Source organism: Sphingomonas glacialis, from assembly GCF_006439055.1.
In the GTDB taxonomy this organism is placed as follows: Bacteria; Pseudomonadota; Alphaproteobacteria; order Sphingomonadales; family Sphingomonadaceae; genus Sphingomonas; species Sphingomonas glacialis_A.
In genome coordinates, this window is sequence record NZ_RCZC01000009.1 from 132,700 (window position 1) to 146,030 (window position 13,331).

General features: G+C 63.1%; 11 protein-coding genes, 1 tRNA gene and 1 pseudogene. 7 read left to right on the forward strand and 6 right to left on the reverse strand.

All coding sequences use genetic code 11. The features are described 5' to 3' along the window. Positions 1-70: 70 nt before the first annotated feature. Together EAH76_RS21095 and EAH76_RS21100 are read left to right on the forward strand one after the other, a co-directional pair. Complete coding sequence (locus tag EAH76_RS21095) at positions 71-1,198, forward strand: OmpA family protein (RefSeq protein ID WP_140852234.1); 1,128 nt, start codon at positions 71-73, stop codon at positions 1,196-1,198. A gap of 208 nt (positions 1,199-1,406) precedes the next feature. Further along, positions 1,407-2,720 carry a UDP-glucose dehydrogenase family protein gene (locus tag EAH76_RS21100; protein WP_140852236.1) on the forward strand — a complete coding sequence of 438 codons (1,314 nt, stop codon included), beginning with the start codon at positions 1,407-1,409 and terminating at the stop codon, positions 2,718-2,720. A gap of 27 nt (positions 2,721-2,747) precedes the next feature. Here EAH76_RS21100 and EAH76_RS21105 read toward each other — a convergent pair whose 3' ends face one another. Continuing rightward, positions 2,748-3,461, reverse strand: a complete 714-nt coding sequence (locus EAH76_RS21105; RefSeq protein ID WP_140852237.1) for a YgfZ/GcvT domain-containing protein — start codon at positions 3,459-3,461, stop codon at positions 2,748-2,750. A gap of 78 nt (positions 3,462-3,539) precedes the next feature. Between EAH76_RS21105 and pyrC the strand changes: the two genes are divergently transcribed. Then, on the forward strand, positions 3,540-4,577 hold the full coding sequence (gene pyrC, locus EAH76_RS21110; protein ID WP_140852238.1) for a dihydroorotase: 1,038 nt from the start codon (positions 3,540-3,542) through the stop codon (positions 4,575-4,577). A 7-nt stretch (positions 4,578-4,584) separates the two neighbouring features. Here pyrC and EAH76_RS24220 read toward each other — a convergent pair whose 3' ends face one another. The 3 genes from EAH76_RS24220 to EAH76_RS21120 all read right to left on the reverse strand — a co-directional run bounded on the left by EAH76_RS24220 (position 4,585) and on the right by EAH76_RS21120 (position 6,093). Continuing rightward, complete coding sequence (locus EAH76_RS24220) at positions 4,585-4,737, reverse strand: hypothetical protein (protein WP_165954556.1); 153 nt, start codon at positions 4,735-4,737, stop codon at positions 4,585-4,587. Further along, positions 4,734-5,138: a DoxX family protein gene (locus EAH76_RS21115; RefSeq protein WP_140852240.1), complete on the reverse strand. Its 405-nt coding sequence runs from the start codon at positions 5,136-5,138 to the stop codon at positions 4,734-4,736. The genes EAH76_RS24220 and EAH76_RS21115 overlap by 4 nt, the downstream gene beginning before the upstream one ends. Positions 5,139-5,253: 115 nt before the next feature. Then, a complete protein-coding gene (locus EAH76_RS21120) occupies positions 5,254-6,093 on the reverse strand; it encodes a DUF1134 domain-containing protein (RefSeq protein ID WP_140852304.1) in 840 nt (279 codons plus the stop codon). 167 nt (positions 6,094-6,260) lie between these two features. On the opposite strand from EAH76_RS21120, the gene EAH76_RS21125 reads away from it, so the two are divergent. The 3 genes and pseudogenes from EAH76_RS21125 (at position 6,261) to EAH76_RS21135 (ending at position 7,452) form a co-directional block, all read left to right on the forward strand. Further along, positions 6,261-6,353 (forward strand) — tRNA-Ser (locus EAH76_RS21125). 316 nt (positions 6,354-6,669) lie between these two features. Further along, positions 6,670-6,944: pseudogene (locus tag EAH76_RS21130) on the forward strand (HU family DNA-binding protein). A 91-nt stretch (positions 6,945-7,035) separates the two neighbouring features. Beyond that, positions 7,036-7,452, forward strand: coding sequence for a hypothetical protein (locus EAH76_RS21135; RefSeq protein ID WP_140852241.1), 417 nt, complete (start codon positions 7,036-7,038; stop codon positions 7,450-7,452). 473 nt (positions 7,453-7,925) lie between these two features. Here the strand turns inward: EAH76_RS21135 and EAH76_RS21140 are convergent, their stop codons facing one another. Continuing rightward, entirely contained in the window at positions 7,926-9,134 is a 1,209-nt protein-coding gene (locus tag EAH76_RS21140) for an MFS transporter (RefSeq protein ID WP_140852242.1), read from the reverse strand. Between the two features lie 430 nt (positions 9,135-9,564). Between EAH76_RS21140 and EAH76_RS21145 the strand changes: the two genes are divergently transcribed. After that, positions 9,565-11,835, forward strand: a complete 2,271-nt coding sequence (locus EAH76_RS21145; protein WP_161989107.1) for a TonB-dependent receptor — start codon at positions 9,565-9,567, stop codon at positions 11,833-11,835. Between the two features lie 98 nt (positions 11,836-11,933). On the opposite strand, the gene EAH76_RS21150 is transcribed toward EAH76_RS21145, so the two are convergent. Then, complete coding sequence (locus EAH76_RS21150) at positions 11,934-13,316, reverse strand: amidase (protein WP_140852244.1); 1,383 nt, start codon at positions 13,314-13,316, stop codon at positions 11,934-11,936. Positions 13,317-13,331: the final 15 nt, after the last annotated feature.

Below are 13,331 nucleotides of genomic sequence, written 5' to 3' on the forward strand. Positions count from 1 at the left end.
TTGCGTGGAAACCTTCCATTCGGTAGAGGGTTTGCGCTGTCCGAGTGACAACCAGATGAAGGGGATTTTTATGCGGAAGCTAGCCGTTACCATAGCGCTTGCCTCCACTGCTCTCGTTACCACACCAGCGCTTGCCCGGGATAAGTCCTGGTACGTCGGCGTCGATGGTGGTGCAGTGCTCGTGGAAGATATCAAGTTCGATATCAACAATGTGAAGAGCGCTGGTACTGTTGATCATCGTTACGGCTACGACGTCGATGGCGTGATCGGGTACGACCTTGGCATGTTCCGCCTTGAAGCCGAAGTCGGCTACAAGAGCAATTCGGTTGACGATTACCGTTCGTCGGTCACGACGCCGGGTCTCATCCCGTCGGGCGCAACGGGTAACTATCCCGCGGGCACGTACCAGTATGCTCGTGGTCGCACGACCGCACTGAGCTTCATGGTCAACGGCCTGGTCGACTTCGGTGACGATGACGGCATTCAGGGCTTCGTCGGCGGTGGTGTAGGTGTTGCACGCGTCAAGGAACGCTTTGGCATCAACAGCCTGCAGAACCTGCTCAACGACAGTGACACGGTCTTCGCCTATCAGGGCCTCGCTGGTGTTCGCGCGCCGATCACCAAGCATGTCGATGCGTCGATCAAGTATCGCTTCTTCACCGCCGACAACGTCAAGCTGGTCGACGTCGCGGGTCGTGGCTACAACGGTCGCTATCGTACGCACAGCCTGCTCGCAGGTCTGACGTACAACTTCGGCGAGCCTGCTGCTCCGCCGCCGCCGCCCCCGCCGCCGCCGCCTCCTCCCCCGCCGCCTGAGCCGGCGCCGGTTGTTGCGACGCCTTGCTCGCCTGGACCATTCATCGTGTTCTTCGAGTGGGACAAGTCGGACGTCACCCCTGAGGCAGCGTCGATCCTGGACGGCGCGATCGCGCAGTACCAGAACTGCGGTAACGCGAAGGTCATGCTTGCTGGCTTCACCGACCGTTCGGGTACGCCGAAGTATAACGTCGGTCTGTCGCAGCGCCGCAACGATGCGGTTCGTGCGTACATGACCGCCCATTCGATCCCGGATGGCTCGATCGCAACCGAAGCCTTCGGTGAAGATCCCGCCCATCTGCGCGTCCAGACCGCCGATGGCGTTCGCGAAGTGCAGAACCGTCGCGTGGAAGTGTCCTACGGTCCGGGTTCGGGCAACTAAACCCAGACTCGACTTCGGTCAGAAATCGGGGAGATCGGCGCAAGCCGGTCTCCCCTTTTTTGTGCGCGGCTGACACGGGCGGGCGGCTGGGCGGCGATGGGTCGCACCAGGGTGGCAATGACGCTATGATCCGCTAGAGCAGCGCCTGTAGGGCGCGCTTCGGTGTGGTCCTAGACTGTCGTGCGCTCGCGAGACTTGAGGATTTATCATGCGGATTACGATGATCGGCTCGGGGTATGTCGGCCTGGTATCAGGGGCATGCTTTTCGGATTTCGGCCATGACGTGATCTGCGTCGACAAGGACGAGACCAAGATCGCGGCACTGGAGGCCGGCAAGATGCCGATCTTCGAACCTGGGCTCGACACGCTCGTTGCGAGCAACGTCGCGGCTGGTCGGCTCCGCTTCACCACCGACCTCAAGGCGGCGGTGGCGGGCGCCGATGCCATCTTCATCGCGGTCGGTACGCCGTCGCGGCGCGGCGACGGGCATGCCGATCTGAGCTATGTCTTTGCCGCGACGCGCGAGATCGCCGAGGCTATCGACGGGCCTGTGGTGGTGGTGACCAAATCGACCGTTCCGGTCGGCACCGGCGACAAGGTCGAAGAAATCCTCAACGAGCTCGCGGGGGATTTCCCGATCGCGGTCGTCTCCAACCCCGAGTTTCTGCGCGAGGGCGCCGCGATCGGCGACTTCAAGCGCCCCGACCGGATCGTGATCGGCACCGAGGATTCGCGCGCGCAGCAGGTGATGCGCGATGTCTATCGCCCGCTCTACCTCAACGAGAGCCCGATCCTGTTCACCGGACGGCGGACCTCCGAGCTGATCAAATATGCCGCCAACGCCTTCCTGGCGACCAAGATCACCTTCATCAACGAGATCGCCGATCTGTGCGAAGCGGTCGGCGCGAACGTCAAGGATGTGTCGCGCGGAATCGGGCTCGATAACCGTATCGGTTCGAAGTTCCTCCACGCCGGGCCGGGCTATGGCGGCTCGTGCTTCCCCAAGGACACGCTCGCCCTGCTTAAGACCGCCGAGGATTACGAGACGCCGGTGCGGATCGTCGAGGCGGTCGTGCAGGTCAACGACACCCGCAAGCGCGCGATGGGGCGCAAGGTGATCGCGGCGTTGGGCGGCGGCGACGGGACTAGCGTGCGCGGCAAGACCGTCGCGGTGCTTGGGCTGACCTTCAAGCCCAATACCGACGACATGCGCGATGCGCCGAGCCTGGCGATCGTCCAGAGCCTGCTCGATGCGGGGATCATGGTCCGCGCGCACGACCCTGAAGGGATGGAGATCGCCAAGACGATGATGCCCGACATCACCTATTGCAGCGACGCCTATGCGGCCGCGCAGGGCGCCGATGCGGTCGTGATCGTGACCGAGTGGAACATCTATCGCGCGCTCGATCTCAAGCGGCTGGCGGCGACGATGGCGGCGCCGGTAATGGTCGATCTGCGCAACGTCTATCCACCGAGCGACGCCGAGCGTGCCGGGTTCGCGTATAGCTCGATTGGGCGGTAAAGGGGCGGTTGGCGACGGGGGTCGGGGTTACGCGTCCGCTTGCGCCAACGCCGCCGCCAGCCAGTCGGAAATCAAAGCATCGCCCAGCGCTTCGACGCGGCGCAGTTCGACCATCAGGCCGAGTTCGGGATACGTGGCGCGCGTACGCTCACCCGGCTCGCGAAGCGGGGCCACCACCAGCCGGCGGTTGATCTTGCTGCGATGGTGCATCCGCGCGGTGTTTTCCTGGCCGACATAGCAGCCCTTGGTGAAGCTGACGCCGTTCAGTTCGCGCGCGTTCGCCTCGAGCCACAGCGTCTTGTCGCTGCCGAGCTCGGCCTCGCCCTCGGGAACACTGAGTGAAAGGCGGTGGGCGTGCCAGCCGTTCGCGGTCTCACCCAGCTCGCCGATCCAGCGATAGCCGAGTGCGGCCAGCCGGGGATCTGGCACGCCCTCGCCGGGCTCGAGCGACCAATGCACCGCGCCGTCGGTCTGCTCGATCGTGATCGCGCGGCGCAGGCGATAGATCGACAGCCGCCGCCGCAATGCATCGGCGACGCTCGCCTCGCAGTCGAGCAGGACGTCGTCGCCGTCGGTCCAGACGATGAAGTCGAACAGCGCCTTGCCCTGCGGCGTCAGCAAGCCCGCCCAGACTGGGAAGGGCCCGGCCATGTCGGCGGTGATGAGCCCCTGCAGGAAGCCGCGGACATCGTCCCCCGACAGGCGGAGCAGCGATCTATCGGCGAGCGTGGTGGCGTGCATGGGATGGAGGTAGGGGCGGCGGGGGGCAGCGGCAATACGCGGCTGGCGATTCGGCGCGACGCGCGCTACGCGGACGGCATGACCGAGCGCCTGACGATCCGCCGCCCCGATGACTGGCATGTCCACCTCCGCGATGGCGAGATGCTCGCCGCGGTTGTGGAGTATACCGCGCGCCAGTTCGCGCGCGCGATCGTCATGCCGAACCTGACTCCGCCGGTGACGACGATCGCGGCGGCGGAGGCGTATCGCGAGCGGATCGTCGCAGCCTTGCCCGCGGGGACCGATTTCACGCCGTTGATGACCTGCTACCTTACCGATGCGGCGGATGCCGAGGAGATCGCACGCGGCTATGACGAGGGTGTGTGGGCGGCGTGCAAGCTGTACCCGGCGCATGCGACGACGAACTCCGCGCAAGGCGTCACCGATATCCGCGCGCTGTCGGGGGTGCTCGAGACGCTGCAGCGGATCGGCATGCCGCTGCTGATTCACGGCGAAGTGACCGACCGCGAGATCGACATCTTCGATCGCGAGGCGATCTTCGTCGAGCGGACGTTGGCGCCGCTGGTGCGCGATTATCCTGCGCTGAAAATCGTACTCGAGCATATCACGACGGCGGAGGCGGCTGCGTTCGTGACCGAAGCGGGGCCAGACGTCGCCGCGACGATCACGCCGCAGCATCTCCATCTCAACCGCAACGCGCTGTTCGATGGCGGGCTTCAGCCGCACGCTTATTGCCTGCCGGTGATCAAGCGCGAGCGCCACCGCCTAGCGGTGCGCGCGGCGGCGGTATCGGGGTCGCCGAGCTTCTTCCTCGGTACCGACAGCGCACCGCACGGCCGTGCGCGCAAGGAAGCGGCGTGCGGCTGTGCGGGCATCTTCAACGCGCCTTACGCCCTCGAAAGCTATCTTGCGGTGTTCGACGAGGAAAATGCGCTCGACCGGTTCGAGGGTTTCGCCTCGGAACATGGCGCGCGCTTCTATGGCTTGTCGTTCAACCAGGGCACGATCACGCTCGAGCGGCGCGACGAGGAAGTTCCCGAACTGATCGGTGCGGGCGACACGGCCGTCGTGCCGTTCCACGCCGGGCAGACGCTCGGCTGGCGGTGCGTCGCCTAACCGCGCGTCACTTCGGTTCGGTGAAGCGCTTCACCTTGACGGGCAGGTCCTTGCCCTTGGTGCGCCGCGACGGGATCTGCACGGGGTTCTTCTTCTTCCAAGCCGCCCAGGTCATCGGACCCTCGGGCGTGTCGATGATGGTGTCGTCGATATCGCTCATGCTGCGCTCCGTCGCGGGAAGGGCCAGTCGATCACGCGGCCGGCAAACAGCGCCCACCACACGATCACCGGCTGAAACGCAAGCCGCGGGATATGGTACCATAGCCCCAGCCCCCCGCGGCCGGTTTCGATGAAATCGAGCGCGTGCTTCACGTTCGCGGGATAGACGCACACCGCATAGGCGGCGAGACCGACGCCCGCCCACCAGCGCGTCCGCGGCACGAACAGGCCGATCGTTCCGGCAATCTCGCACAGGCCGGTCAGCAGGATCACCTGGGCGGGGAAGGGCACCCAGTCCGGGGTTATGCCGAGAAAGGGTTTGGGGACGAAAACGTGGAGGATACCCGCCGCGAGATAGGCGGCGGCGAGGAGGGCGCGGAGGATCTGGCGGGTGGTGGTCACCGGGGGACGTTAGGCGCTTGTCGGGCATGGGCAAAGCCCATGCCGTCGGACGGGGCGCGCCCCGCCGGCCGAGCTTGCACAAGTCGGGCCGCTGGAGCGGCCTGCCGCGCTGCGCTTAGAACGGGAACCATTTCGAGGTTCGGCTGAACTTCATGTAGCCCAGATTGACGCCCTGCCGCCATCCGACGCCGAGCCGTATCGGAATCAGCACCGTGTTGCCGCGGCGCAGATAGGTCGCGGCGAACCCGCCGACGAAATAGACGCGTCCCTCGGCCGCGGGGAAGCGCTTGAACAGGTCTGCGGTGTCGTAAAGGTTGTAGACGAGCACGAACACCTTGTTGGCATCGCCGCCGAGGTCGAAGCCGACCGACGGGCCTGTCCAATAGACGGGCTGGCGCCCCTCGACCTTGTGGAACATCTCGCCCTTGCCATAGCGCAGGCCCACGACGACCGCGGCCGACGCCTCGCGCCCGGCGATATAGGCGTTGGGATAGCCCTGCTCCTTGAGCGTGCGCTCGAGGATGCCGGCGAGCCCCGACGCGCCCTTGCCGAACGTGCCCTCGGCGGCACGGAGCAATTCCTGCCTCTGGAAGGTTTGGCTGTCGGCCGATTCGACCTCTGCCCCGTCGCGCGCGACGTCCTGGGCGGATCCATTCGTGCCTGCTGGCGCGCCCGGCTGCGGCGTGGAGGGGCCTGGGTCGACCGGCTCGGTCGATCCGGGCGCGTCGGGATAGCGCGGCGTGTCGGATGCCGGAGCAGGATCCGAAGGGACGGGGGCCGAGTTGGGCGTCCGGCGCTGCGATTGTGACTGGGGCTGGCGCAGATCCGAATCGATCGCCTGATTGGGATCGATCGTGCGCACCTGCGCCGCAAGCGGGGCCCCCGAGGTCGCCAGCGCGAGCAGGATTGCCGCGCCAATCCTCGGGGCGCTGGTCCAGCGCAAGTGCATCGTCATTCTCCCCCAGGGCTGCAATTGCGCGATGATAGCGCCGTCCTGGCTGTCGCGCCAATGAACGAGCGCCGCCGCCGCGACCAGCGGAATCGATTCCGCGGCGAGCAACATGCGCACAAGCAGTTGCCGAGGTCGCAAAGCGCGGTTATAGCCCGCCTTCGCCGTGATCCGGAGACGTGGGTGAGTGGCTGAAACCAGCGGTTTGCTAAACCGCCGTACCGGGTTTACTGGTACCGAGGGTTCGAATCCCTCCGTCTCCGCCAAGGGCCCGTTCGGAGCCCTCCGCAACAGTCCACATACCTTAACGAAATCCCCAGAAAACCGTTGTTTGCGGCCATGACCGGGCCGTAACGTTTCGAGTTTCTGTGCACGCAACGTGCAATACGCTTATCCAAGATTGAGCGCGATGCCGGAGATTGAAGCGCGGCACCAAGTTGCGGCCTGAAACCTTGGCCGCGCTAGATGCGCCCGGGGGAAGGCCATAACGCTGCCGACATCGCGCGAGCGCGCCGATCGTCTGGTCAGTGTGCAGGATTATCGATAGGCGGCGCCTTCCATTCTCAGCGAAAGCCTCGAATTATGAACAATTCTGTTCTCGTAGAGAAAATTGCCGCCTCAAACGATTTGAGCAAGGGCGACGCCGAGAGCGTGGTCGATTCGGTGTTCGCCGCAATCGCCGACACGCCAGCCGCTGGCGAAGAAATCTCGCTCAACGGCTTTGGCAAATTCAAGGTCAAGGACAGCGCCGCCCGCGAAGGTCGCAACCCGTCCACGGGCGAAACCATTCAGATTGCCGCATCAAAAAAGATAAGTTTTACGCCGCCAAGGCTATTAAAGACCGCCTGAACGGCTGAGCAAACCGGTGTAGATCGTTGCGTCGGACACTCTCTCGCTTGAGAGGGCGTTTGACGTCATGTTGCGCCCGCGCCTTGTGAAGGAACCATAATGGCCGAGGAGCGGAACACCCTGCCGACCGAAACCGCCCACATCTCGCCGGCGACGGCGACGGCGACGGCGACGGCGGAGGATGAGCTTAAGGGACTTCTGAGCTACAAGACGGTCCCTGGCACCCTCAAGTTTATCGTGCAGAATTTGCAAGCTGCTTGCGAACGGACCCGCCACCGAGACGTCGGTGACAGCGAGCAAACCGATCCGCCTCACTTGACCAAGGCTCCCACGCCTTCGGCGTCCACCGCAGGCTCAGGATCCGTCGAAGCGGAGGAAACTCTTGCTGCCGTTACCGGGTCGGTTATCGGCACCGAACTGGTGTCGACCGATACATGGTGGGCGCAACGTTGGATCGACAAGGCGACACCAGGAGAGATCGCCGCGATGCGCGAACTACTGGTACCACGGGGCTGAAGCCGACCTTGCCCCGAGTACGCCAATGACAGTTGCGTCGTCCAACCAGCCAATTTTGACACGCAATTACATCACCGCGCTCGGCACGAGCCCGTCTCGGATTTTCTGGGCCCACCCCCGTCGCTTCGCTTTCGAGGTCGGGCCAAAAACAATCACCCAGTCCCCTCGCAGGCCTGACCTACGTTCAGGCGCGCCGCGGCCAATTAGGTCGGAGTAGCGCGTCCACATCGTCATAACGGCATTGAGTGGTCGGGCGGTCAAGGATCCTTCCTTTGGCCTGCCGTTACACGGGATGCTTTAATCGCTTTGCCTTACAAACGCGTAGAATCCTCGCATAAATCAAAGTCGTTATTGAACTGATGAGAACTATCACACCTGGTAGTGGCACTTCCAGGCTTATCCGTAGTCGGTCTCTTTCTTCAGTCCCTGCGGACAAGCAAAGCGTTCAACGGCTTTGAGTCACCGACCCCCGATTAGACGCTATGCTCGTTAAGCGTTTCACGCTGCAGGATCCAGATTAGTGCAGCAAGGCAAAAGCTAACGCACGCCGCCGCCATCGCTGCCGCGAGCCCGAAGCTACCCGCGATCTGGGCAGTCACAAGCGGGGCAAAGAAACTGATGATCCGGCCCCAGTTGAAGATGGACGCGGCCGTCGAGCGCAAATGCGGGGGATACAGTTCAGCGAGCCACGGTCCCCATATGACACTTGAGCACAGGCTCGCGCCATAGACGAAGCCGATCGCACTCAGCAGCGCGATGTTGGACGGCGCGGCCAGAAAACACGCTATGGCGACCGACGCGATAACGAAGCCGATAGCGTTGAAACGCCGCCCGAACCGATCCGCCGTCCACCCCCAAAGAAAACCTCCGAGAATGTTGCCGGCGAACTGCCAGGCAACAAGCTCCCCGCTCACCGTCGAGGACAAGCCGCGCGTTTCGGTGAGGTAGGTCGTCAGCCATCCACTATAGGCTTGATAGCCGAAGAAATTGAGCCCGGTCATCGTCGCCAGCAGCAGGGTCTGGCGGCGGAGCCCGGGTCGAAACAGTTCGCCGATCGGAAGTTTGCCGCTCCGAACGTGGAAACGATCGATCGACGAGTGCGCCGGGATCAGGAACAGGACAACCGCCGAAAGGACGAGCGGCGGCACGCCGCCGATCCACAACAGGACGTGCCAGTCCGCGCCGCCGAGCTGGCCGAGCGCCAAGCCCAAGGCAACGATCGAAAAACTGAAAAAGGCGTTCAAGGTGCCCGCCAATCGACCGCGGACGCGCGCCTCGAAGAGATTGACGTAAATGCCAACCCCGACAGGGAAGGAGCCACCCATGAACACACCGATCACGAAGCGTTGCAGCAGCAATTCCGGGTAGCTCGCCACCGCGGTACCGGCGATCAGCGTAATCCCGTAGCCGAAGACCAGAATCGCAAAAATCAGCCGGCGTCCGAAGCGATCGGCCAATTGGCCAAGCAAGATTGCGCCGATCAACGCGCCTGCACCTTGCGCCGAATATGTCGATCCAGCCTCAAGCAACGACAGATGCAGGGCGGCGCGTTGAAAGGGGCGAAGGACATCCACCGAGTTCCAAGCCCAGCCATAAAAGAATTCGGCAATTAGCAGAATCGCAAAAATGGCCAGTCGTCGGTTGCGCGACACCGCAGCTCTCATATCTACCGGCTCGACCACTTTGCTACCCGCCCCCCAAACAGCCTAAAGGCTTTTAGACTGACTTCGGATGCAATTGTAAAGCCGCTTATTGGCCGTCGCAGCTGGCCGAGCCCGCCAGTTGGTGGGCGTCACAGCACAGCAAACGGGCATCGACGTTGGTCCGACGGCGAGATGGATATGCGCCTCGATCTAAGTAAGAGCACTCTGGAAGCGGTGCGTCTTTGCAGCAGCCGGTGCGATATACGAAGCGCGGAAACATTGCCTAGTGACGACCCGAACCACCGAAAAGACACGCCCTGCATTCGAATGCACAAAACTGTGGACAGTTTTGTTACGCTGCGATAGCTCACTCGAGTCAGTCGCAACAACGCGATGGCACAAAAAGGGGACCGTCATGCTAAATCGAACGCTATTGATCTGCGCATCAACCATAGCTTTGACGGTCGCCATGTCGCCCGCGACGGCGCAAACGGCACCGGCGAGCAGCGCGGTGGATACCGGCGGCGCCGCGGCTCCGGACAGCGAGCCGGGCGATATCGTGGTCACCGCGCAGCGCCGCACTGAGCGTCTGCAGGACGTCCCTATTGCGGTTACCGCGCTTTCGGCCGCCGATCTTAATCGCCTGCATGCCAACGACGTCAGTCGTGTCGCGCTCGTGACCCCCGGTTTCACCTGGGGCCAGCAGGGCTCCGACAGCTTCCCGGCTATTCGCGGCGTGCGCACCAGTCTGGTTAGCGCGCAGAACGATCCGGTCATTGGCTACTATCTCGACGGGATCTATCAAAGCCGTACGCAGCAGCAGAGCTTGCCGATCTTCGATGTTGGTCGGATCGAAGTGCAGCGCGGCCCGCAAGGAACGCTCTACGGACGTAACACCTTTGGCGGAAATATCAGCGTCGTCACCGCCGAGCCGACCAAGGTGCTCGCGGCTGCCTTGAACGCCGACTTCGGCAATTACGCGTCGAAGCGGATCGACGGCTTCGTCAATCTGCCGATCAGCGATACGCTGCAGCTCCGCGTAGCGGGCGTTTTTCAAAAGCATGACGGCTATGTCCGCTCGACCACGCCGGGTGTGCGGCTGGTCGACAATGACGAGAATGCGCAGCGTGTCAGCCTGAAATGGAAGCCCACGTCGGAGCTCGAGGTTCAGCTTCACGCCGGCCATTGGCAGCGCGATGATGCGGGCGCGGGCTCATACGGCTACAAGGTAGCGGGTACGCTGATCAATCCGGCGACAGGGTACCAGTCGATCAACGGCGTGCCCTATGCCGTCAATCCATCGGTCCATAACGGCACCGCGATCGTCAAGGGCGTCGATATCGGCGTGCCCGTGACCGGGGGTGCCTACACCAACGACTGGGATTATCAGCCGTTCGAGCACATCCTGGAAAACTATGTGTCGGGCACGGCCAGTTACGATTTCGGTCCGGTTACATTGCGTTCGATCACCGGCTACACCTTTTTCCGTTCGCATCGCAGTGCGGATAACGACCAGAGCAGCGTGATATTCCAGGCCCCTGCTGCTGGGTTCGGCTCGGGTATCCAGGAGCCAAACACGCGCGCACGCACCTTCACGCAGGAAGTTCAGCTTGCGTCGACCGCAACGACGCCGCTCCAGTGGATCGTCGGCGGTTACTATTTGCATGACGATATTTTCGAGACCTACCAACAGAAGATCACCGCGCCCAACTCGACGGTTACCGGCTTCCGCGCGGACGCTGCACTTAAGACCGATGCCTATGCCGCCTACGCCCAAGCCAGTTATTTCATCGTTCCCGATAAAGTTCGGATCATCGGCGGGATTCGCTACAGCAGCGAGAAGAAGGCCTTCAACTTCGCCGATTTCGCCGACGCGGCGCCGAACACCTATAATTTCATCACGCCCTACAGCGTCACGTCGGGAGCGCCGTCGTTCGACAGCACGACCTGGCGCGCGGGACTGCAATACACGCCGGACCGCAACACGATGCTCTACGCGACCGCATCGACCGGCTTCGCCTCGGGTGGTGTCAACGACACCGGCGGCAGTGCCGTGATCCCCGCATCCTATGCGCCGCAGAAGGTCAATGCCTATGAGGCGGGCCTCAAGAACCGCTTCCTGGCCGGCAAGCTGCAGACCGAACTGAGCGTCTTCTACAATCGCTATTCGAACCTGCAGATCAACGTCTACACGCCGCTCGTCTCCTATTTCGGATCGGCCGGCAAAGCTCGCAGCTATGGCGCCGAGCTCGCGGTGCGCAGCTTGCCGATCACAAACCTCCACGTGGATGCCTCACTCGCCTATCTGAATGCGCAATACACGCAGTACATCAGCGGCAACAATTTCTACGGGGCGTCGAACGGGCAGGATCCCGTGTCGGTCAATCTGGCGGGCAAGCGCGTGCCAATGTCGCCGCGCTTCAAGTCGACGGTTCAAGTCTATTACGACCTGGACCTCGGGAATGCCGGTGTAATCGCCCCCTATGTGAACTGGCTGCACTCGACGAGCTACTATACGACCGATTTCAACACGGTCCTCGATCGGCAAGGCGAATATAATCTGATCGATCTGTCGCTGCGCTGGACTGAAAAATCGGGCAAATATTATGTCGAGGGCTACGGCAACAACGTCTTCGGCAAGCCCGTGCTCTACAGCGCCGTGGTCGGGCGCAGCCAGCGTGTTCAGGTCTCGTACGGACCGCCGGCGACATACGGAATACGCGCAGGCGTTCGCTTCTAAACGAGACCTGCGCCCATCGTTCGACAGGGCCTGGCAACGCCAGGCCCTGTGTTTCGAGCGACAGGGCTCGGCAATGCCAAGCCGTGTGTTTCAAGCGGTCATATCAGTGGCGGTATGGCGCGCGGGCCAACGGCTCGCTCGATATGCCGCGCCAGATCGAACAGGATGTCTTCCTGGTCGGCCTGCGCCAGCAATTCGAGTCCGATCGGTATCCCAGACACGGCCTGCCCGATCGGAACCGAGAGCGCCGGCCAACCGCTGCAAGCGGCAAGTTCTGGGGCCCATCCGCCTTTGGGATTATCCAGCGACTGGGGCACCGTGACGGAGACGGGGAAAGCCAAGGCATCGAGCCGCAACGCGCTCATCATCTTCGCCAGCGCGGCGCGCAGTTCGGCATAATAGGCGAGCACGGCTGCGCGTTGCGCACCGCCCGAATGCGCCAGCCGCATTCGAAGCACATCTGCATAGTCGGGCAATGAGGCGCCGCTCTCGACGATCGCCGCGACCGAGGCAGGTGCCGTTCCCACGACGAAGTTCGTCGAGAGATACTGATCGAACGCATCGACGAATTCTTCATCGACGATATGAGGCCGATCCACCGGCAAGAGATGATCGGGCAAGGCGGGAACGGAAAGCACCTCGACTCCGTCGCGCCTCAGCACCTCCAACGCACCGTCGATTGCTGCCAGAACCTCCGGATCAGTGCCGAATGCCTGCTCGACCACACCCACGCGTCGGCCCCTGATCGGGCGGGCGGCGGTGGGACGATTGCGGCCCGCCAGCAGCGCGAAGATCAGCGCAGCGTCGTCCACGGTGCGTGCGATCGGTCCTACCGTGTCGGTACTCGGCGCGAGTGGAGCGATACCCGTCACCGCCAATCGGCCAAAGGTCGGCCGCAGCCCGACAAGGCCGGTATAGGCCGCCGGCACGCGGATAGATCCACCGGTGTCGGTCCCCAATCCCGCGACCGCAAAGCCGACCGAAACCGCGACTGCGGTGCCTCCGCTCGAGCCCCCCGAGGTCACGGTTCGCCGAAACGGATTGAGCACGTCGCCGCCAAGCGAACTGCGCGATCGTACCTCGAACGAGAATTCGGACAGATTGGCCTTGCCAATGATGATCGCCCCGGCACCACGGAGCCTCTGCACTTGCGCGCAATCCGCGTGAGGCATGGCACCGGCCATTGCACGATTGCCTGACGTGGTGGGCAATCCCGCCACGTCGATATTGTCCTTCACGATGACCGGCACGCCGTGAAGGGGGCCAAGCGACCGGCCGGCCTGCCGCTCGCAGTCGCAGTTGCGGGCGTAATCAAAAGCCCGCTCGTCGAGTTGAAGGGTTGCGCCAAGGCGCGCCTCCCCTCTGTCGAATTTGCAAATTCGCGAATGCGACTCGTTCAGGAGCTCGACCGCTGAGATCCGCCCACCGGCTAGCGCTGCCGCCACGTCCCTCAGAGATTTATCAAAGATCGCTTCGGACAAGCGCTCGCTCCCATG